Raw genomic sequence first — 19,944 nt, 5'->3', positions numbered from 1 at the left:
CAACGGAAGACTCGAGCACCTCCGAGGCTCCGCCCTCGGCTTCCGGAACCTGACCAACTACGTTGCACGCAGCCTCCTGGAAGCAGGGGGATTCAGACCCCAACTACACTCCCAAATCGGATGAGCCGTTTTATCTAGCGCACCCAACCTCTCTGGGGCGGACAGAAATCTATGAATGAATCCGCGCTGGGCAACCATCCATTCATCCAAGTATTCCTGGGTAGACTTGCGAACCTTTTGGGGCTGAGTTCCTGAAAGAACCTTTCGTTTCGTAAGTTCTGCAATTATTAGATCAACCAGTCCCGAGTCAGCACATAGCGATTCGACATTTTCACAGATTTCCCAAACAGAATTGATATACTCACTGGGCACAATCCTTCTGCGGGAAAGATGATCACCCGACTCATGATGAATGAGACGATAATATATTTGATCAGCTACAATTGAGACCCTCGATGCGAGCAGGTAAGCCCGGGAAAGAAAAATACCGTCCTCCAGCCGAACCTTACCCTCTGGGAATCTTATATTATTCCTGCTTAAGAAGTCTCTATTAAATAGCTTTTGTGGAGTAAGTGTCGTGAACGCGGTGACAAGGTTGGCATCAACCTGCGTCGTTTTATAACGCCACTGCGCATAGGCGCGCCCTGCAGATGCAACCATCTTGGGAATTACAACTTCAGATCCGTGGTTGTCAGCAAAATCAACCAATCTACTCAGAGAATTATGGTCTCCTAATTCATCGTCAGGATCCGCAAAGAATACATATCGTCCCACTGCATGGCTAAGACCAAGGTTGCGTGGCTTCCCTGCCCAACCAGAGTTTTCTTGATGATAGGCTTTTACATTTTCCATACGAGCAGCCATGCTGTCGACGAATTCCGGGGTCTGGTCGGTAGACCCATCATCGACCAAAATCAATTCCCAGCTGCATCCAACCTGACTTACAACAGTCTCCGAAAATCGTTCAATCCATTCTGCACAGTTGTAGCATGGAACTATTACAGAAACGTCCACTTGAGATTCTTTAGCCAAGAATTTTATCCCTACACTTATAAGTGATATTTGATTATTACAGCGTCAATACGAAATATTTCACCGCTTCAGCAATCAGACAAACTGTCAGACTAGCTGTTTCCGGTTCTGTACGTTACCAGATTTCCGGGTGTTGCAAGGTGGTTCACACGATTCGACCCGATACTGTATCTCTCCTTCAGCCGCGGAGCTGAAGAATTGTCGACAATCATACGAGAAAGTTTCGTCGACTCACCTTGTGAACCCGTTCATTATACCATGTTTCAAGCTCGCATTTCCGTTCTGGGTCCTGTACAACTCGTATCGACCGATTTCGAGGTCATCGTCTCGGTCGAGGCCGCCCACCCTGACCCTGTTCACTTCTCCCCCGCCGAACAGGTCAACGAACAGGTCGAGCACCCCGGGCCGGATACCGGCTAGGCGTTCCAACTGCACCCGGCAGACGAGCTGAGAGCCCAGCACCAGTCCTCGCTGGCGACCGAATATCGTTGGCTTACCCCTGTGCTGCCAGACCAGCAGTGCGTCGCCGACATAACCGGCAGCGGTGTCTAGATGCACCCTGAACTCGAGAGCATTCTCGGCCAGGAATAAACCGGTCAGTTTGGCGGTCACCGCTTGACGCTTTCCACGCGGTTTTTTCGGTCCGAACTCCCGCATGGTCCGACCCCACAGTTCGACGTTGGGCCGTTCGTAGAATTCCGCGACACGTGTGCGGGCTGCCCGGCGCATAGCACGTAGCTCTTCCGTGCTCAGCTCGGAGACTCGGCGGATCGCAGCGGCTAGAGCGTCGATGTCACCGGCCGGAACCAGGAACCCATCGCGCCCGTCCGTGATGATGTCGGCCGGACCGTATTTGAAGTCGTAGGCTATCGGGATGCAGCCGGCGGACATCGCCTCCGACACGACCAGGCCCTGCCCCTCAAACCTGCTGGCCAGGACCAGGAAGCTCGCGTCCTGCAGGAACCTCTTCGCGTGGTCCACGTGCCCGTGCAAGGTGACACGATCACGCACGCCCAGATCATCGATCAATCCCATGATCCCGTTCCGCTCCGGTCCCTCACCGTATACGTCGAGATGCACGGAAGAATCAGACGGGCACTGTGCCAAAGCTCGAACTACGTGGTCGACGCGCTTCTCCGGTGAAAGCCTGGCGATAATTGCCCCGTGGCTGGGATCCCGTGGAGTATCCGGATCTCCATGGGTGTCGTGGGCGAAGTTGGGAACCGTGCGAATGGCACCGGCGCTGACCTGCGATTCCAGCATGTCGGTTCGTTGTCGGTCGGTCAGGGTTACGGCGAAATCGAAGAAGTCCAGGTGGCTGACGATCTCGAGCTTCCCCTTGTTGAGCCGCCCGAATATGCTTCCGGCGGGATCGGTAAAGTACGGCGTGTGCATGACCTGACAGGTGACCACATTGTCCCTGCGGTAGTCATAGACGAACGAGCCCGCGAACTTCGAATCGGAGATGAGATATGCCTGTCGGCCGGCGATCACCGCGTCGAGCCAGGCCTGGTAGAAGGAGTGTATCGATTTCCACCGCCCGATAGGCGCGCCCCGGCTGTCGTAGAGGGTGATCCGCCTGGCGTCCTTGCGTTTGGCCCCCGGCACCGGACGTTCGGTGACCAGCAGCCCGCCTTCCGGCCGGTAATGGTCGACCTGCCAACCGCCTTCTGCCTTCGCGCGGACCCGCTGCCTGCCCGCAGGACGTTCCAAGAGTTCGTCCGGGTCGATCAGCGCACCCGGATTGCCTGAGCGTAGGCCACGGAGCTGTTCGTCGGACCACGTCCGCAGGTCCTGCCACAGGTTCCTCAAGTGGGCATCGGCACCAAGTCTGCCGGAGTCTCTCAGTTCGGCTTCTTTGGCCTGGACGTCCAGGTCCGGCGACAGTGTGAGGATCGTGACCAGGCGGTCGTCCAGCGCAGAAAAGGATGTGCTGCGCTGGAGGACGACTGTCGTCATTCCGCCGTACGTCTTCCCGATACTCCAGATCAGACTGTAGTGGTCGCCCGGCGGCAGCAGCCCGTTTCCCGCCGGACCGGCAGGGGCGCCGGGTCGTTTGTCCGTCCCTGCCGTGCTGAGACGGACAAGGTCTTCCTAACGCCGCGCTCAACCTTGCGCGCGATGCGTTTCATGAATCCCATATGTGAAGGCCGCCTTGAGGGTAAGGGAACTATGTGATGTACGTACCATGGTCACATTACAGTCCTCGCTGCACCGTTTTACGAAAGAATCCTCACAGCCCTCTGAATACACCTGTGACTTGCAACTCGTTATCGAGGAGTTGACCGGCCCCAGCAGCTCACCGCACAACGGTTGAATGCCGCAGAGCCGCCCCACCCACCGCGCTGACCTGGCACAATGGGATGTGGCAGACGCAACACGACGACGAAGGAGACACAGTGGAGTTCCGCTATCTGGGCAATTCCGGTTTGAAGATCTCGGAGATCACCTACGGCAACTGGCTCACCCATGGTTCGCAGGTGGAGAACGAAACCGCAGCACGCACCATCCACGCCGCTCTGGACGCCGGCATCACGACCTTCGACACGGCCGATGTCTACGCCAACACCAAGGCCGAATCCGTGCTGGGCGAGGCGCTGAAGGACCAGCGCCGCGAATCCTTGGAGATCTTCACCAAGGTCTACAACCCGACCGGACCCAAGGGCCACAACGACTGCGGCCTGTCCCGCAAGCACATGATGGAGTCGATCAACGCCTCCCTGACCCGCCTGCAGACCGACTACGTCGATCTCTACCAGGCCCACCGCTACGATTACGAAACTCCGTTGGAAGAGACGATGCAGGCCTTCGCCGACATCGTGCACTCCGGCAAGGCCCTCTACATCGGGGTCAGCGAATGGACGGCCGACCAGATCCGCCGCGGCCACGCCCTGGCCAAGGAACTGGGCATCCAGCTGATCTCATCCCAGCCGCAGTACAACATGCTGTGGCGGGTCATCGAGGGCGAAGTCGTCCCGACCTGCAAGGAACTGGGGATCAGCCAGATCGTCTGGTCGCCCATCGCCCAGGGCGTGCTCACCGGCAAGTACAAGCCGGGTCAGCCGCTGCCGGCCGGCACCCGCGCCACCGACGAACACGGCGGCAACAACGCGATCAAACGCTATCTGGACGAGGAGACGCTGGCCGGCGTCGCCAAGCTGGAACCCATCGCGAAGGACCTGGGCCTGACCATGGCACAACTGGCGATCGCCTGGGTGCTCAGCAACGACAATGTCGCCGCCGCCCTAGTGGGCGCCTCGCGACCCGAGCAGATCCAGGCCAATGCCGAGGCCTCGGGCGTGAAGCTCAGCGCCGACGTTCTGGCTGAAATCGACAAGGCCGTGGGCCACCTGGCGAAGACGGATCCCCTGCTGACCTTCAAGTCCAGCCCCAAGACCCGTCCGGCCTGAGTCCATCGAGCATTTGGTCAGGCACAGGAAATAACACCCGGGAACATCTCATCTGCCCTCAGCGTTAGTCAGGCAGATGGGATGTTCCCATATACTCCTCGTGGGGCTCGCATAGAATTGGGCAGAGATACCCTCGACCCGCATTCGAAAGGCGGTGACGACAATGACACGTGCAACCTCTGTTCTCGCATACATCAAGGCACGCCTGCCTGCGGTGCAGAAAACCAAGGCATTCAAGCTCTTGTACTATGCGGAGGCTTGGAACTTGACGTGGACAGGCCGGCCGCTTTTCGATGAACCCATCGAAGCGTGGCAGTTCGGCCCAGTCGAACGCTCCTCTTATCAGGCGTTCGATACCACACCGCCTAATCTCGATGGCTTGACCCCGGAGCAGGCTTCTATCGTCGATGCCGTCTTGGCATATTACGGGTCGAAGTCACGCCAGGATCTAGTCGATCTCAGCCACTCTGAGACGCCCTGGCGTTCAGCCTTCTACTCTCGGGATGGTGGTCATGAGAATGGCAAGACGATCGACGCAGGAGCGATGATTCGAGAGTACTCAAGCCAGTCGGTGCGCGGCGTAGGCCCGACAAAGCCCGCTCTACCAGGCGAACCGGCTGACCAGACTGCTGTCGATGACATAGCCAGAGCAGCCATACAGAAGTGGGCAGGAGCCCTGGACCTCCTCGCCCAACGATGACGAGTTACTTATCGGTGGCCCAGGTCATCGGCCTGCACGATACGCTCTGGAGTCAGCAGTCGCTCAGCCGCAAGCCGGATTCGGGGAGACAGAGTTCTACCCAAGCACGTTGGAAAAAGCAGCCGTACTGCTACGCGGCGTGGCCAATGCCCATGCCTTCGTCGACGGTAACAAGCGCACAGCTTGGGTCGCTACCGTGATCTTTCTTCAGCTGAACGGAATCTTGGTCATGGGCCCGACGGACACTCAGGTCGCAGATTTCGTTGATCTGACGGTTGTGCAGGGCAACGCCTCGGTCGGCGAAATCGTCGATTGGCTGCTTGCATATTGCGTTAGAACATAGCCTCAGTGCCGCGGGGCACCCGGCTCGCCGCGGGAGTGGGAGGCTGCGGTGACCTCGGCGAATCCGCGTTTGAGGGTACTGCGCAGCCGGCGCCGCAGCGGCCGCTCGACCCACCGTTCCACGATGATGGCCAGCGCCACACACACGGCCGTGGCCACGGCTACGACCAGCCATTTGTTCAGCGTCGGGCTCAGCGTCCTGATCACGGTCCAACCCCAGTACTGATGGAACAGGTAGAGCGGATAGGTCAGCGCACCCGCATAGGTCATCCAGCCCCACCCCTTGTGCCGCAGGGGCGTCACCGTGACCAATGCGACCAGGGCGAAGCACAGGATGACAAGGGCGGCACAGACGGTATCCGACATGTCCCGGCCCACGTACTTCTGCACCATCGGGTGGAAGTTCACCGCGATCGTCTGTGGCACGGCGAAGCACACGGAGTAGACCACCAGTAGCCAGCGCAGCAGCGAATGCCCGTACTGGTGGATGAGGAACAGCGCCATCCCACCGGTGAACAGTCCGGCGTAACCCGGCTGCAGCAGTTCGACGACCAATCCCGCGTCCCCCTGCTGGGCCATGGCCCCCACAAGCGGCCAGACGATGATGAATGCCATAATCCGCGTCTGCGTCATCCCCACGACCAAGAAGATCGCGATCATCACATAGAACAGCAGCTCGATCCACAGGGTCCAGTAGACACCGTCGACGTCCTTCTGCCCCAGAGCGTTCTGCATCATCGTCAGGTTCGCCAGGGTCTTGACTGCCGAGGGGTTCTTGAAGACTTCGGGAGCCAGCAGCGGCCCCAGCAACGACCCCAGGAGCACCGACACCCAGTAGGCGGGATAGAGCCGGGAGATCCGCCCGGCGATGAAGCTCTGGACGCTGCGGCCCTGGGCCGACATCAGGATGACGAAGCCGGAGATGATGAAGAACAGCTGCACGCCCAGCGCGCCGTAGGCCGTCACATGGGACAGGGCGCCGAATGTCTGTTCTGTGCTGGCCTGCCAGTTCTTGTGGTTGCGGCCGGTGTAGTGATAGGCCAGAACGGATGCCGCGGCGCACAGGCGCAGCAGGTCGAGCAGGTAGAAGCGCGGCGGTGCTGCGGCTGGTGAGGACAAGCTGCCTTCCTGTGCTGATCGGGGTGATTCGCATACGGAACCATTCCTCACGCTAGCAGGTCGCCTTAGCTCCACCGGTGGAGGGAATATTCAGCGGCCTCACACGTTGCAACTACTGTAAGTTTTAACTATCTGGAAAGAAGCAACCATCATGGGGTTCTTCACCGGTGAGAAGTCACCGGGAATGATCGACTGGGCCACGATGCCCACGTACAACACCATCATGTCGACCGCAGCCGGCGTTGGACTGCTGCTGACGGTATGGTTCTTTATCGAATTGCGCCGGGCGTCCAAGCAGCCCGGCGCCCAACCCGACGCTGACCCGACCCTGGGATCCGAGACCCGGCATCTGAACACCACGGGCTGGGCCCTGGCGTTCCTGATCCCCGGGGCGATCCTGTTCATCATGGGCCTGCACATGGCATTGACCTGGCCGCTGGCCGCAGGCGGGTTCCCGTTCGACAATGTGATCTTCGGCGAGCCCAGCATCGCCTTCGGCGCACTGTTGATCGCCGCTGCCGTGTTCCTGTTCCGTCGCGGTGCACGTCTGAACACCGTTGCGAACCCGCTGCGCTACGCCGCGCAGACGGCCCGGCCCGTATCCCTGTTCATCGCGGCGATCGGGCTGGCACTGATTGCGATCGCCTTCGCCGGAGTGACGTTCCAGCTGTTCGCCGCTCCCCCGCAGGAGCCGATCAGCGGTAACTTCGCCGCCTGGCCGTGGCTGGAGGCGAGCTTCATCTCGCTGGTCTACGCACTGATCGGCATCGGGGCGATCCTGTTCCCCTTCTCCGTCACCAAGGTCGCCAGGGCCGAGGACGCGGCTGCAGCATCGGGCGCGCTGTTGAAGTGGAACGGCGTCCTGTGGATCATCCCGGGGATCGTCTGGGTGCTGTTCGGCGCCCTGAACTTCTACACGCACATCGGTCTGATCGTCAACACGATGTGAGTGCGGGCGGGCGCGTGATCGCCCGATCTATCCGCGGTAGCGCTGCGGCAGGTTGGGGATCACGAAGTCCCGGGTCAGCGGGGCGAATTGGCGTTCCGCGGTATCGGCCGGCAGGTTCTCGATGGAGAACCAGCCGGCCTCTTCTATCTCCTCATGCACATGGGGCTCGGCCACGTCGAGCCCCGCCGGCACCCCCTCGAAGGTGAACACGGTCCCCGTGACCGAATGCCCTGCCTCGTTCGCGGCGACCGTCGTCCAGGTGCCCAGTTCGGCCAGCCCCGGCACGTCGATGTCCAGCCGCAGTTCCTCGGAGATCTCCCGGACCACCGCATCACGGGCGGACTCGCCGGCTTCCGGCTTGCCGCCGGGCAGCATGAAGCTGGTGGTTCCGCGCTTGCGGACCATGAGCAGTTCGGCCCGCTGCGGGTGGCGCAGGGCAAGAGCCGATACGACGATGTTCTTGGCGCGGGCCATACTCGAGTCAGGAGTCGCGGGCGCGGTCACGGTCGCCTCGGCTGAAGAATCATTCACCGGGCCATCCTACGCGCGCCGCCGCGCTCGGCGCGGGCGCTGCCGCCGGCTCCTGGGACGGCGTGGCTTGTTCAGCCAGCCGGCGAACAGCTTGGTCGTGAACAGCGGCAGCACGAAGTAGACCATGATCGGCATGACCAGCACGGTGGTCGCCAGGACCCGCAGGACCAGGGGCGTGGCTGCGGGCAGGAGCAGGCCGATGACGACATTGCCCAGCAGACTCATCGGGAAGAAGCCCAAGAAGATCACGATCATCTGCTTCCAGCGCGGCGGGGCGGAATCGTCCGCCGCCTGTTCGTGGAAGGGCTTGGTGTCGAACCAGCCCTCGATCCCGGTGCGGCGCTCGGAGCGCTCAGACTGCACATGGTCGGCCAATTCGCTGGCCCAGGCCCGCCGTTGCGGCGACGCCTCCCAGGATTTCAGCGTCTTCGCATCGGAAAAGCGGTAGAGCATATGCCAGGTGTGCGATTCGGAGTCATTGCGCACCCACCCCGAACCCAGATACCCGGGCCAATACCGCAGCATCGCCTGACCACGGGAGACCCACTGTTCGACCTCGCCGGATGCTTCAGGGTCGACTTCACGGGTGATCTGCACTGTGATCGGCTGTTTCCGACCGGCCTGGGAGCCCGCTTGTTTCCGGGGTTCGGACCGCATCCGGTCGATGGTCTGATTCCGCGGCTGCACGGGGGTCGTGGTCTGAGGATCGCTCATGCACCCATTATCCTCATCTCAGATTACGGACTGGTTACGCGGGGTGCCGACTCCTGTGCTTACAGCCCCGCCCAGGGGATGAGGACCAGGCCCAGGACCACGAACAGGGCTCCCAGGAACGTGTCGATTGCCGTCTGGGCACGCTCATAGGCGCGAATCACCAGGGGCCGGGAGCTCAGCAGAGCGACCAGGGTGAAGAACGCCAGAGCGATACCCGTCATCACGGCCCCCGCCAGCAGGGACTCCCCCAGCGTGATCGCCTGCGGCAGGACGCTGACGAAAAGCGCCCCGAAGAACACCACCGCCTTGGGATTGCCGACTGTGTTCGTCAGATAGCCCAGCCGCACATCGGCGAAGCGCTGCCGCGCCCCGGTGCCAGTTTTCATCCCAACGGCGTTCGGCGAATGGCTGCTCGCCGTCGGCTCTGCCGGCGGTTCAGCCGCAGACTCCGGCACAGTGGAGCCGCACGGCGAATCCTCAGGGGCCGGCGTGTCCGAGTCGCGCGACACGATGTCCCTTTCCCGGACCTGATCCCGGGACCGTTCCCGGTGGGCGCGCCACAGGGCTCGCAGGATGGACAGGCCGTAGAACACCAGGAATACGGCGCCCGCGATTCGCACGGCGAAGAACAGCACGTGGTGCCGGGCGATGAGCCCCACGATCCCGAACAGTGCCAGGCACAACCAGGTCGCGATACCCGCCGCGACCCCGGCGGCTGTACGCATTCCGGAGTGCAGGCCCCGTTCCAGGGTCCGGCGCAACACCGCCAGGAAGTCCGGTCCCGGCGATGCGACGGCCACTGTGAAGGTGCCCAGCAGGACGATCCAGGCACTGATACTCATCGCAGTGTCCCCGCCCTGTCGTGGGCCGCGCCCGAGGTCGACCCCAGCGCCACCAGGGCCTGACAGCCGGTGGGGCCCGCCGTATAGGTGTGGGGTTGGTCCCCGTCGAACTCGATGAGGTCCCCGGGGCCAAGGTCCGCCTGCCCGGCGTCGGCTTCCTGGCCGCCGCCGGCCTCGGCGCCGAGATCCGGCCCCGCCGTCATCGTCCCGGTGATGACCACGATGATCTCCACGGTCCCCGGGGTGTGGTGGACTCCTGCGAAGTGCTCACCCGGGGCCATCCGCAGGCGCCAGAATTCGAAGGACCTGCCACCGGGGATGCGCACCAGCAGATCCTCGACGATCGAATCGCCTTCGATGCGGCTCAGCTCGTCGAGCGCTGTCTGCGGTGCCCGCCGCACGGTGGTCCCCGGGTCCTCCCGCGACAGGAGGTCGCCCACCGGGATGGCCAGGGCCACGGCCAGGCGTTCGATCGTGTCCAGGGTCGGATTGCCCCTGCCGGATTCGATCCCCGACAGGGTCGCCTTGGACACTCCGGCACGAGCGGCCAAAGCGGACAAGGACATGCCCCGGTGTCTGCGGATCGCCGCCACCCGGGCGCTCACCTGTTCCTGCCAATCACTCATGTGTGCACAATAAAACAAACGCCTTGTTCAGTACACTGAACAAGGCGTTTGTTTCATCATGCGGGAGCAGCAACCCCCGCACCCGGATCTCAGACCCGCCACCCGGATCTCGCCCGGCGCGCAGCCGACCGAGTTCCCAGGTGACTACCGGGCTCAGTTCTGCTTGTAGTACAGCTGCTTATTACAGAACTCGTCCATGGCCAGCGGGCCCAGTTCGCGGCCGATGCCCGAACGCTTCACACCGCCGAAGGGCAGGTATTCGCGTGTGCCTTCCGGAGCGTTGATGTAGACCATGCCTGCGTCGATCTGCTTGGCCACGCGCTCCGCAGCCTCCAGATCCGGGCCGAAGACGGCCGACCCCAGGCCGAACGGCGTGTCATTGGCCAGGGCCACAGCTTCCTCTTCGCTGGCGACCTTGAACAGCATGAACGCGGGACCGAAGAGCTCCTCGTGGAAACCGCGCTTGCCGGGCTTCACATCGGTGAAGATGACCGGTTCGACGTAGGCACCGGGCGTGTCATAGGACTTGCCACCGGTCAGCACGGTCGCGCCGTCGGCGATCGTCGCCTCGACCTGCTCCATGAAGCGCTCGCGCGCGGCCTGGCTGGACAGCGGGGCCAGCGCGGAGCCCTCGGCGGTCGGATCCGCCGGGGTCATCTCCTTGGCCTTCGCGGTGATCTTCGCCGCGAAGTCGTCGTAGATGTCCTCCATGACGATCATGCGCTTGGGGCTGTTGCAGGCCTGGCCGTTGTTGCCCATGCGGGTGGCGAAGAGCGTGTCGACGGTCTGATCCAGGTCATCGGCGCCCAGCACGATGTAGGGGTCGGACCCGCCCAGTTCCAGCACGACCTTCTTCAGGTTCGCACCGGCTGCCGCGGCCACGGCCTTGCCCGCACGCTCCGAACCCGTCACGGACACACCCTGGTTGCGGGGGTCGGGCAGGATGATGTCGGAGACCTGCTCATTGGTCGCGTACACGTTGATGTAGGCGTCCTTGGGAATGCCGGCCTCGTGGAAGATCTCCTCCATCACGGCGGCCGAACGCGGGTCCTGCGGGGCGTGCTTGAGGATCACGGTGTTGCCCAGTGCCAGGTTGGGGGCTGCGAACCGGGCCACCTGGTAGTACGGGAAGTTCCAGGGCATGATGCCCAGGATCGAGCCGACCGGGCGGCGGCGCAGGTAGGCCTCCGCGTCCTTGGGCCCGCGCAGCTGCTCGTGCTTGATGAAGTCCTCGGCGTTTTCCGCGAAGTACTTGTAGATCAGACCGCACAGCTGGGCTTCGCCCACGCCTTCGGGAACGGGCTTGCCCATTTCGATGTTGATGTAGCCGGCCAGTTCCTCCGCCCTGGCGAAGTAGATCTCCGATACCTTCGCCAGCGCCGCGGTGCGTTCTGCGATCGGAGTGTCGCGCCAGGACAGATAGGCGTTGTGCGACCGGTCCAGAGCGTCCTTGATCTGGTCATCGGTGGCGGTGGGGAACTCTTCGACGAGTTCGCCCGTTGCAGGGTTTACTACCTGGTACTGCGACATCCCATACCTTCCTTTTCCATGCCCCGCGATGCTGCGACGGGCACGTATATGTGCGACATGTGTCGTGTGGCGCGCGATACATTGCGTGCTACTCCAACCGTATGGGAACCCGTTCCCGGATACAAGACGGATGAGTGCCCACCCGGCGGAGATTGTTAGAGTTCTAAGCCAGCGCCCACGGTAACCGCCGCGGGCCGCCACCCGAACACGATCCGAGGAGATTCCCATGTCAGATATCCGCGCCCTGGCGCTGAAGTACTATGCGACCGTCGACGCCGGCGATCCCGAGGCCACCACCGCCCTGTTCGCCGCCGACGCCACCTACGACCGCCCCGGCTACGACACCTTCGCGGGCCCCGCCATCGGCGAGTTCTACCGCGGCGACCGGATCATCGTCTCCGGCGCCCACACCGTGACCGAGGTCGTCGTCGACGGCAACCGTGCCGCCACCCGCGGCGAGTTCAACGGCAAACTCAAGGACGGTTCGGACGCCCACGAGGGTTTCGCCGACTTCTTCGAGTTCGACGCCGCCGGCCTCATCGCCAAGCGCACCACGTACTTCTACCGCGCCGCGGTCTGAGTCCGCTCGGCCTCCGGATCCCGATCCGCCGGCCTCACGCGCAGCCCCACCGCGCGGCACAGCGCCAGGGCCCGCTCCACGCTCTCCGAGCTGCTCCCCCGCCCGGCGATCACCTCGGCGGCGGTGGCATCCGGTGCCAGCCACACCGCCACCAGCCGGGCCGCGGCGATATCGTCGAGACCGCGGGCCAGGGCCGCGACCTCGGCCCCGCCGGATGAGTCCGCCACCGGTTCCGGAGCAGCGGTGACCAGCAGGGACCCGGCGGGGGCCGCCAGCGCGATATCGACCAGTGCCTGTTGTTTGGCCCCCGCCCGGTCCGGCCCGCACTCGAAGACCACATCGGCGCCGATCACCGCATCGTCGAGTCCTGCGGTGGGTTGCACCCGCCCGGCGTCGATGACCGCCGCGGCCTCCCGGATACCCTGTGCGACCCCTTCGATGTCCGGTGTCGGATCGAACAGCCGCACGTGCAGTCCGGCCGCGGCGCAGATCCGCGCCCATTCCCGCCCGATCCCATCCACGCCGATGACGGCGACCGCCCGCTGTGAAGTCATGGACCCAGGGTATCCGGATCGCTGGGTGAAACAGCCCGGCCCCGCAGCCCGGGCAGTGGCAGAATTGGCTCCATGACACCCGTTCCTCAAACAGTAGTTCCCCCGCAGACACTCCATCAGGCGAAACAGGAGGCCTCGGCCGCCGCGAGCCGGGCGGGCGTCGACATCCGCCTGCTGCACAGCTCGGCCCAGTGCCAGGCCGCCGCCGACCTGCTCGACGATGTCTGGGGAGTGTCCCCCGGAACCAATGCGGTCGCCGACACCGGTATGTTGGTCGCCCTGTCCCATGCGGGCAATTACGTGGGCGGTGCCTTCCCCCGCGGCACAGTGGCCGACGACGTCCACGCGGATGCGATCCGCGGAATGGCACTGGGTTTCTTCGCCGAACCGCTGGGCCAGACCCTGCACTCCCATGTGGCGGGGGTGCGCCGCGACGGCCTGGGCTCCGGGGTGGGCGCGGCGCTCAAGCTCGACCAGCGCGTCTGGTGCCTGGAGCGCGGGATCACGGAGATGCACTGGACCTTCGATCCGCTGATCGCCCGGAACGCGTATTTCAATTTCCAGCGCCTGGGCGCCGACTGCGCCGAATACCTGGTCAACTTCTACGGCGAGATGACCGACGGGGTCAACGCCGGCCAGGGCTCCGACCGCATGATGGTCTCCTGGCGCCTGGACAAGCCGGCGGCGCGGGAGACCGTGGAGGTCCCCGCCGAGGACCCGGCCTTCGCCTGGGTGCTGCGCCTGGCCGAGGACACGCAGGAACCGGTGGAGACGCCCCTGGGGGACGCAGCGGCAGGCGCTGCGGCGGCCGGTGCCGCTACGGCAGGCGCTGCGGCCGCGACGGAACCCGGTGCGGCCTCGGCCGGCAACACCGCTGCGACCACCGTCGGTGTGCAGATCCCCTTGGACATCGAGGCCCTGCGCGCGGCGAACCCGGAACTGTCCGCCCGCTGGCGCCGGGCCCTGCGCGCGGCACTGACCGGCCTGTTGGAGACCGGCTGGACGATCACCGGCGTCACCCGCTCCGGCGTCTACCTGCTGACCCGCTAATACAAAAGAGTTCCACTACTTGACGAAATGTCGTTTTCCGGGCTGATTCGCCGGATTTTCACCATTTCGTCAAGTAGTGGAACTCTAAAAAGGGGAAGAGCCTCAGCCCTCCCAGTTGGAGCGCAGCAGCTTCTTGTCCAGCTTGCCCACCGAGGTCCGCGGCAGTTCATCGACCACGATGACCTGATCGGGCAGCTGCCACTTGGCGAAGCGGCTCGACAGGGTCTCCCAGACGATCTCCTTCGTCACCGTTTCACCGGGTCGGGCCACCACATAGGCCACCGGGCGCTCGTCGAACTTGGCGTCGGGCACGCCGATCACACAGGCCTCGGCCACCGCCGGATTGTCCAGGATCGCATTCTCCATGTCGATCGAGGAGATCCACTCGCCGCCGGACTTGATGACGTCCTTGATCCGGTCGGTCAGCTTGACGTAGCCCAACTCATTGATCACGGCCACGTCCCCGGAACGCCACCAGCCGTCTGCGAAGCGGTCCGCGTTGTCGTCGAGCTTGTAGTAGCTCTCCGTGATCCACGGCCCGCGCATCAGCAGTTCGCCCATGGACTTGCCATCGTGGGGCAGCTCCTGGCCGGCGGGGTCGACGATCTTCATCTCCACCCCGAACAGCGGAACACCCTGCATCCGCTTCATATCCCACTGCTCGTCCTCGCTCATCCCGTCCAGGGCCGGCTTGAGGCGGTAGTTCACCGATACCACGGGGGTCGTCTCCGAGGCCCCGTAACCGTGGACGACATCGGCCCCGGTGATCTCCTTGAAGCCCTTCATCAGGGCCACCGGAGGTTCCGATGACCCTGCGACCAGGCGGGCGCGCGAGAGATCGACCGGCTCCTTGGCCGCCTTGAAGTGCTCCAGCAGCGGGGTGAAGATGGCCGGCGCCCCGTTGGCCAGGGTGACGCCCTCGTCGATCATCGCCTGGGCTACCTCGCCGATGTTGTCGGTGGAGAACTTGCCCGGCAGCACCAGCTTGGCGCCGGCGGCCAGGGCGAACAGCGGGTAACCCCACGACATGACGTGGAACATGGGCGTCCACGGCATGATGACGTCGCGGTAGTGCACGCTCAGCGCGGCCACGCAGCCCATGGCGTGCAGGACTACGGAGCGGTGCGAGTAGTAGATGCCCTTGGGCCGGCCGGTGGTGCCGGTGGTGTACCCGGCGAAGGCGGCGGTCGTCTCCTCGATGACGGGCCAGTCGTACTCCTCGGAGGCCGCGGCCAGCAGGTCCTCGTAGTAGTACACGTTCTCCAGCTTGGGCGAGTACTGGTCGGAGGGCTTGTCGCCCATCACCACCCAGCCGGTGACATAGGTGTTCTGGGCCATGGCCTCGGCGATGGGCAGCAGGGATTCGTCGACGAACACCCACTTGGCCTGGGAGTGGTCGATGACGTATTCCAGGTCGTTCTGCGGCAGGCGCAGGTTCAGCTGCAGGAAGGTCGCGCCGATCCCCGGCACGCCGTAGTAGAGCTCCAGGTGGCGCAGCGAGTTCCAGTCGAGCACGCCCACCATCGAACCCGGGCCGATCCCCAGACCGGTCAGCGCATTGGCCAGGCGGTTCACGCGCTTGCCGAATTCGCCGTAGTTCGTCCGCCCCCAGGTCCCGTCGACGCGGTGGTAGACGACTTCGTGTTCGGAGAAGGTGCCCGAGGCGTACTTGAGCATCTGGGTGGTGTTGAGCTGGTAGCTGTCCCCCTGGGTGGAGGGGATTCCCTTGAGCATTGTGACTCCTTGCGGTTCTCGATGGTGCGTGGTGCGTCCGGACCCGGGCCGAGGCCCCGGTTCAGTTTCCGGTGAAGGTGGCCTGCCGCTTCTCCAAGAACGCGGCCACGCCCTCCTTGTTGTCGGCACTGCTCAGCAGCCGGGCCTGGCCTTCTGCCTCGCGGTCCAGTGCCGCCGTCAGGCCGTCCAGGCTCGCCGCGTTGATCGCGCGCCGGGTCTCCCGGTAGGCCAGGGGCGCACCGGCCGCCAGGGTGGCGGCGACCTCGGCGGTGCGGGCCTGCCAGTCGGCCGGGGCCGCGACCTCGCTGGCCAGGCCCCAGTCCAGGGCGGTGGCCGCCTGGACCTTCTCGGCGGTCAGGGCCATCCGCATGGCGCGGTGGCGCCCCGCCGAGGCCGCGACCAGCGCGGTGGCGCCGCCGTCGGGCATCAGGCCGATCTTGGTGAAGGCCAACATGAAGTAGGACTTCTCGCTCATCACGATGTAGTCGCACGCCAGCGCCAGGGAGCAGCCGACCCCGGCGGCCGCGCCGGAGACTCCGGCCACCGAGGGGATCGCGAGGTTCTTCAGGCGTTCGACGATGACGTTGATGACGTCGAGGATCCCGCCGGTCTGCTTGGCCGAATCGTCCCCGGCGTCGTTGACCGCGCCCAGGTCGGCGCCGGAGGAGAAGGCGCGGTCGTTACCGCGCAGCACCAGGACCCTGGCCTCGGCCTCGGCGCGCTCGATCGTCGCCAACAGCCTCTCCGTGGTGGCCCGGTTGAGTGCGTTCATGGATTTCGGCCGGTTGAACGTCACAGTCATGATGCCGTCGGCGTCCAGGTCGACTAGGAGTTCGTCTGTCATCAGGGGGTTCCTTCGTATCGTGGGATCGGCAGTGGTGGGGCCGGGGTCAGGGCTTGAGGATGATCTTGCCGCGCACGCTGCGGTCGTCGATGTCCGTCAGTGCTTGGCCCGCCTGCTCCAGCGGATACGTCGCATGGATGTGGGGGTTGAGCTGTCCGGCTTCGATGAAGGGCATGAGGACCTTCCACTGACCGTCGAGGTAGCCGGGGCGGACCATCGCCGCGGCGCCCCAGCCCACCCCGGCTACCGAGATGTTGTTCAACAGCAGCCGGTTGACCTTGACCTGGGGAATGGAGCCGGCGGTGAAGCCCAATACCAGCAGGGTGCCGAAGGTCGCCAGGCTGCGCAGCGAGTCGGTGAAACGATCGCCGCCGACCACATCGGCCACCAGGTCGACGCCGTGCGGGTAGAGTTCCTTGACCGCATCCTTGAAACCATCGGCGAAGACCACGTGCTGGGCGCCGAGTTCGCGCACCACCTGGGCCTTGGGCTCGCTTGAGACCACGCCGATGACGGTCACGCCCATCGCCAGGCCCAGCTGCACCAGGGCGGATCCCAGTCCGCCGGCCGCGCCGTGGACCAGCAGGGTCTGGCCAGGCTGCAGGTTCCCCCGCACGCGCAGGGCGAAGTCCGCCGTCAGGACGTTCATCGGGATTCCAGCGCCGGATTCGAAGTCCACCGATTCGGGTAGGGGCAGGACCATATCCGCGGGCACCGTGGCGTATTCGCCCCAGGAGTCCTTGCCCGCGATGAACACCACCCGGTCACCGGGGACGAACTTGTCCACGCCCGCGCCCACGGCCTCGACCACGCCGGAGCCCTCGGAGCCCAGGGTGAACGGGATCGGGTGCTTGACCTGGTACTCGCCGCGGGTCTGCAGGAGTTCGGGGAACGTCACACCCGCTGCCTCGACCTTGATGAGGATCTGGCCGGGGCCGGCCTCCGGCTTGGGGATCTCCGCCAGCACGATGTTGGTGGGACCGGTGAGTTCGTTGACCTGGACTGCTTTCATGTCTTCCCTCTTCATTGAGTTATCGGGCCCGGTGGCCCCGGACCTAAACTATCCGAACATTCGATCAGTAGCTTACCGCAAAGCGCGCGCTCTCAGGAGTGCATCACGAATGCTTGATCGGCGGCGGCGGGATCGAGCTTGCGCTTCTGCAGCTTGCCCGTGGGTGTACGCGGCATCTGATGGGTGAAGTACACGATGCGCGGCAGCTTGTACTTCGCGACCCGTTCCCCCAGCCAGCCGATGATCGCAGCGGCGGTCTCCTTGGTCGCGGGCACTCCTGCGGCCAGGTCGATATAGGCCACGACGATCTGGCCCAGTTCGTCATCGGGCTGGCCGTCGATCGCCACATCGGCGATGTCCGGGTGCAGCGCCAGGGCGTTCTCCACCTCCTGCGGATAGATGTTCACGCCACCGGTGATGATGAGGTAGGCCTGACGTTCGGCCATGTAGAGGTAACCGTCCTCGTCGATCCGCCCCATATCGCCGATCGTCGTCCAGTCCCACTTCTGCGGATCCGGGTGGCGCGTCCCCGCGGTCTTCTCCGGCTCGCCCCAGTAGCTGAACGGCTTCTTCCCGGCGAACTCCATCCAGATATTGCCGACCTCGCCGGCCGGCAGCTCGTTGAGTTCGGCGTCGAGGATGTGCACCGTTGTGCCGCCGGCGCCCTGGCCCACCGAGCCGGGCTTGCGCAGCCAGGCCTCGGAGTCGATGATCGTCGAACCGTTGGATTCGGTCGATGCGTAGTATTCCCAGACGATTGGGCCGAACCAGTCGATGATCTTCTGCTTGACGTCCACCGGGCACGATGCCGCGGCGTGGACCATCACCCGCATGCTGGAGACGTCGTAGCGGGCACGGACCTCCTCCGGTAGCTTGAGCAGGCGCACGAACATGGTCGGCACCCACTGCGAATGCGTCACCCGGTACTTCTCGATCAGCCGCAGGCACTCCTCGGCGTCGAACTTCGGCATGACGACCACGGTGCCGCCGTAGCAGTGCGTCATGTGCACGAACCGGATCGGCGCGGCGTGATACAGCGGCGCCGGCGACAGGTAGACGGTGTCCTCGCTCCATTTGAACAGGGGGCCGAAGGTCGACACGGGGAAGATCCCCTCGAACACCTCGACCGATTGATCCGGCAGGGCCGGCTGGATGCCCTTGGGCCGGCCGGTGGTCCCGGAGGAATAGAGCATGTCACCGCCGCGCGGCTCGTATTCCGGCCGCTCGTTCGTCAACGCCGCCAGCACGTCCTCATAGGGCGTGGCCGCCGGCAGGTCACCGCCGACGGACAGGAGTTCGGCGACCGCGGGGCCGTCCGGACCGTCCACCACAAGGGCCCTGGCCAGCTCCTCGGCCAGCGGCAGGCCGGTGGAGATCGTCATGGACTTCGCGCCGCAGTTGCGCACGATGTATTCGGCCTCGCCCACGGTCAGGTGGCTGTTGACCACGGTGACCAGGAGGCCGGCGCGCTGTGCCGCCCAGTACTCCTCGATGATCTCGAAGCGGTTCTCGGCGATGATCGCCACATGGTCTCCGCGTTCGAGCCCGCTGCTGCGGTAGTGGTTGGCCAGCCGCTGCGAACGGTCCTCGAGCTGCGCATAGGTCAGCACCCGCCCCGTGTCGCTCATGATGACGGCGGGCTTGTCGGGGAAGCGCTCAGCATAGTATCCGGGATACATCGCCGGGCTTGTCGTTGGGTTCGTCTGTGTTTCGGTCATCGTTTCACGCCCTTGTGACGGTCCTGACTGATGGATTATTCGGTAGTGGGTGCCGAGGCGACGCCCAGCCATTCGGCCGCCAGCGCCTCCCACAGTGGCACCATGGGCTCGGTGCTCATATCGCGTCCGGAGAACGCATAGGTCATCGCCTGCCCGCGCATGGCGGAGAACAGCAGGCCGAAGACGTCGCCGGCCCTGGGGTGAGCCGCCAGTTCTGGGCCCAGATCGGCCATCGCCGATTGCCTCACCCGGCGCAGCACCGTGCGCTCGTGGGTCGCGGTCAGCGCTGCCAACTCCCTGTCCGTGCGGGCCGCCGTCCAGGCTTCGAAGGCGACCCAGAAGATGGGTTCGGCGAAGCTCGACCACAGGCCCTCGACCAACCGGGCGATCCGCGCCGCCGGCTCCGAGGTGCCGGTCGCCTCGGCGTCGGCGTGTGCGGCCCGGCGCGCCGCCGCCTGCGCCAATCTGGTGTCGGTGGCGCTGGTGACGGCGGCCATGATGAGCTCCCGTTTATTCGGGAAGTGGTAGAGCAGCCGGCCCCGGGAGACCTCCGCACGCTCCTGCACCTTCTGTGTGGTGGTGCCGGAGTATCCGAACTCCAGCAGGCACTCGATCGTCGCGTCCAGGATCTGCTCGCGCGACTGAGCTGCGCGCATT

General features: G+C 64.4%; 19 protein-coding genes and 1 pseudogene. 6 read left to right on the top strand and 14 right to left on the bottom strand.

Features of this window, described 5'->3' with window-relative positions:
- Positions 1 to 585: 585 nt before the first annotated feature.
- Together NQ034_RS06525 and NQ034_RS06520 are read right to left on the bottom strand one after the other, a co-directional pair.
- Positions 586 to 1,014, bottom strand: a pseudogene (locus NQ034_RS06525) (glycosyltransferase family 2 protein); the annotation flags it as partial.
- A 249-nt stretch (positions 1,015 to 1,263) separates the two neighbouring features.
- The gene (locus NQ034_RS06520; RefSeq protein WP_257047771.1) at positions 1,264 to 2,991 is read right to left on the bottom strand and encodes a glycosyltransferase; all 1,728 of its coding nucleotides are present in this window, start codon (positions 2,989 to 2,991) and stop codon (positions 1,264 to 1,266) included.
- Positions 2,992 to 3,431: 440 nt separating this feature from the next.
- Between NQ034_RS06520 and NQ034_RS06515 the strand changes: the two genes are divergently transcribed.
- The 3 genes from NQ034_RS06515 to NQ034_RS06505 all read left to right on the top strand — a co-directional run bounded on the left by NQ034_RS06515 (position 3,432) and on the right by NQ034_RS06505 (position 5,485).
- The gene (locus NQ034_RS06515; protein WP_257047779.1) at positions 3,432 to 4,442 is read left to right on the top strand and encodes an aldo/keto reductase family protein; all 1,011 of its coding nucleotides are present in this window, start codon (positions 3,432 to 3,434) and stop codon (positions 4,440 to 4,442) included.
- 163 nt (positions 4,443 to 4,605) lie between these two features.
- Positions 4,606 to 5,142: a Panacea domain-containing protein gene (locus NQ034_RS06510; RefSeq protein ID WP_257047770.1), complete on the top strand. Its 537-nt coding sequence runs from the start codon at positions 4,606 to 4,608 to the stop codon at positions 5,140 to 5,142.
- A gap of 10 nt (positions 5,143 to 5,152) precedes the next feature.
- Positions 5,153 to 5,485 (top strand): type II toxin-antitoxin system death-on-curing family toxin, encoded by a 333-nt coding sequence (locus NQ034_RS06505; RefSeq protein WP_373567197.1) that lies wholly within the window; start codon positions 5,153 to 5,155, stop codon positions 5,483 to 5,485.
- Between the two features lie 2 nt (positions 5,486 to 5,487).
- Here the strand turns inward: NQ034_RS06505 and NQ034_RS06500 are convergent, their stop codons facing one another.
- A complete protein-coding gene (locus NQ034_RS06500; RefSeq protein WP_257047769.1) occupies positions 5,488 to 6,603 on the bottom strand; it encodes an acyltransferase family protein in 1,116 nt (371 codons plus the stop codon).
- Between the two features lie 151 nt (positions 6,604 to 6,754).
- Here NQ034_RS06500 and NQ034_RS06495 point away from each other — a divergent pair, with 151 nt between their 5' ends.
- Positions 6,755 to 7,552, top strand: a complete 798-nt coding sequence (locus tag NQ034_RS06495; protein ID WP_257047767.1) for a DUF981 family protein — start codon at positions 6,755 to 6,757, stop codon at positions 7,550 to 7,552.
- Positions 7,553 to 7,579: 27 nt separating this feature from the next.
- Here NQ034_RS06495 and NQ034_RS06490 read toward each other — a convergent pair whose 3' ends face one another.
- The 5 genes from NQ034_RS06490 to NQ034_RS06470 form a co-directional block, all read right to left on the bottom strand.
- Positions 7,580 to 8,083 (bottom strand): NUDIX hydrolase, encoded by a 504-nt coding sequence (locus tag NQ034_RS06490; RefSeq protein ID WP_257047765.1) that lies wholly within the window; start codon positions 8,081 to 8,083, stop codon positions 7,580 to 7,582.
- 9 nt (positions 8,084 to 8,092) lie between these two features.
- On the bottom strand, positions 8,093 to 8,797 hold the full coding sequence (locus tag NQ034_RS06485) for an antibiotic biosynthesis monooxygenase (RefSeq protein ID WP_257047764.1): 705 nt from the start codon (positions 8,795 to 8,797) through the stop codon (positions 8,093 to 8,095).
- A 59-nt stretch (positions 8,798 to 8,856) separates the two neighbouring features.
- Entirely contained in the window at positions 8,857 to 9,639 is a 783-nt protein-coding gene (locus NQ034_RS06480) for a LysE family translocator (RefSeq protein WP_257047763.1), read from the bottom strand.
- Positions 9,636 to 10,265 (bottom strand): helix-turn-helix domain-containing protein, encoded by a 630-nt coding sequence (locus tag NQ034_RS06475; protein ID WP_257047762.1) that lies wholly within the window; start codon positions 10,263 to 10,265, stop codon positions 9,636 to 9,638. The genes NQ034_RS06480 and NQ034_RS06475 overlap by 4 nt, the downstream gene beginning before the upstream one ends.
- Positions 10,266 to 10,418: 153 nt before the next feature.
- Entirely contained in the window at positions 10,419 to 11,795 is a 1,377-nt protein-coding gene (locus NQ034_RS06470) for an NAD-dependent succinate-semialdehyde dehydrogenase (protein WP_257047761.1), read from the bottom strand.
- 226 nt (positions 11,796 to 12,021) lie between these two features.
- Between NQ034_RS06470 and NQ034_RS06465 the strand changes: the two genes are divergently transcribed.
- On the top strand, positions 12,022 to 12,375 hold the full coding sequence (locus NQ034_RS06465; protein WP_257047756.1) for a nuclear transport factor 2 family protein: 354 nt from the start codon (positions 12,022 to 12,024) through the stop codon (positions 12,373 to 12,375).
- Here NQ034_RS06465 and NQ034_RS06460 read toward each other — a convergent pair.
- Positions 12,357 to 12,929: a 3-hydroxyacyl-CoA dehydrogenase NAD-binding domain-containing protein gene (locus NQ034_RS06460; protein WP_257047755.1), complete on the bottom strand. Its 573-nt coding sequence runs from the start codon at positions 12,927 to 12,929 to the stop codon at positions 12,357 to 12,359. The genes NQ034_RS06465 and NQ034_RS06460 overlap by 19 nt on opposite strands.
- Before the next feature lie 72 nt (positions 12,930 to 13,001).
- Between NQ034_RS06460 and NQ034_RS06455 the strand changes: the two genes are divergently transcribed.
- Entirely contained in the window at positions 13,002 to 13,979 is a 978-nt protein-coding gene (locus NQ034_RS06455) for a hypothetical protein (protein WP_257047754.1), read from the top strand.
- A gap of 102 nt (positions 13,980 to 14,081) precedes the next feature.
- On the opposite strand, the gene NQ034_RS06450 is transcribed toward NQ034_RS06455, so the two are convergent.
- From NQ034_RS06450 to NQ034_RS06430, 5 genes are all read right to left on the bottom strand, one after another.
- Entirely contained in the window at positions 14,082 to 15,713 is a 1,632-nt protein-coding gene (locus NQ034_RS06450) for a long-chain-fatty-acid--CoA ligase (protein WP_257047752.1), read from the bottom strand.
- Positions 15,714 to 15,774: 61 nt separating this feature from the next.
- The gene (locus NQ034_RS06445; protein ID WP_257047751.1) at positions 15,775 to 16,557 is read right to left on the bottom strand and encodes an enoyl-CoA hydratase-related protein; all 783 of its coding nucleotides are present in this window, start codon (positions 16,555 to 16,557) and stop codon (positions 15,775 to 15,777) included.
- Between the two features lie 46 nt (positions 16,558 to 16,603).
- Complete coding sequence (locus NQ034_RS06440; RefSeq protein WP_257047750.1) at positions 16,604 to 17,569, bottom strand: NADPH:quinone oxidoreductase family protein; 966 nt, start codon at positions 17,567 to 17,569, stop codon at positions 16,604 to 16,606.
- 92 nt (positions 17,570 to 17,661) lie between these two features.
- A complete protein-coding gene (locus NQ034_RS06435) occupies positions 17,662 to 19,287 on the bottom strand; it encodes an AMP-binding protein (RefSeq protein ID WP_257047749.1) in 1,626 nt (541 codons plus the stop codon).
- Positions 19,288 to 19,322: 35 nt separating this feature from the next.
- Entirely contained in the window at positions 19,323 to 19,943 is a 621-nt protein-coding gene (locus NQ034_RS06430; protein WP_257047748.1) for a TetR/AcrR family transcriptional regulator, read from the bottom strand.
- Position 19,944: the final 1 nt, after the last annotated feature.

The organism is Brevibacterium moorei (genome assembly GCF_024580735.1).
Lineage (GTDB): Bacteria > Actinomycetota > Actinomycetes > Actinomycetales > Brevibacteriaceae > Brevibacterium > Brevibacterium moorei.
Note: the sequence above shows the minus strand (reverse complement) of the source record. Positions and strands in the feature narration are given on the sequence as shown.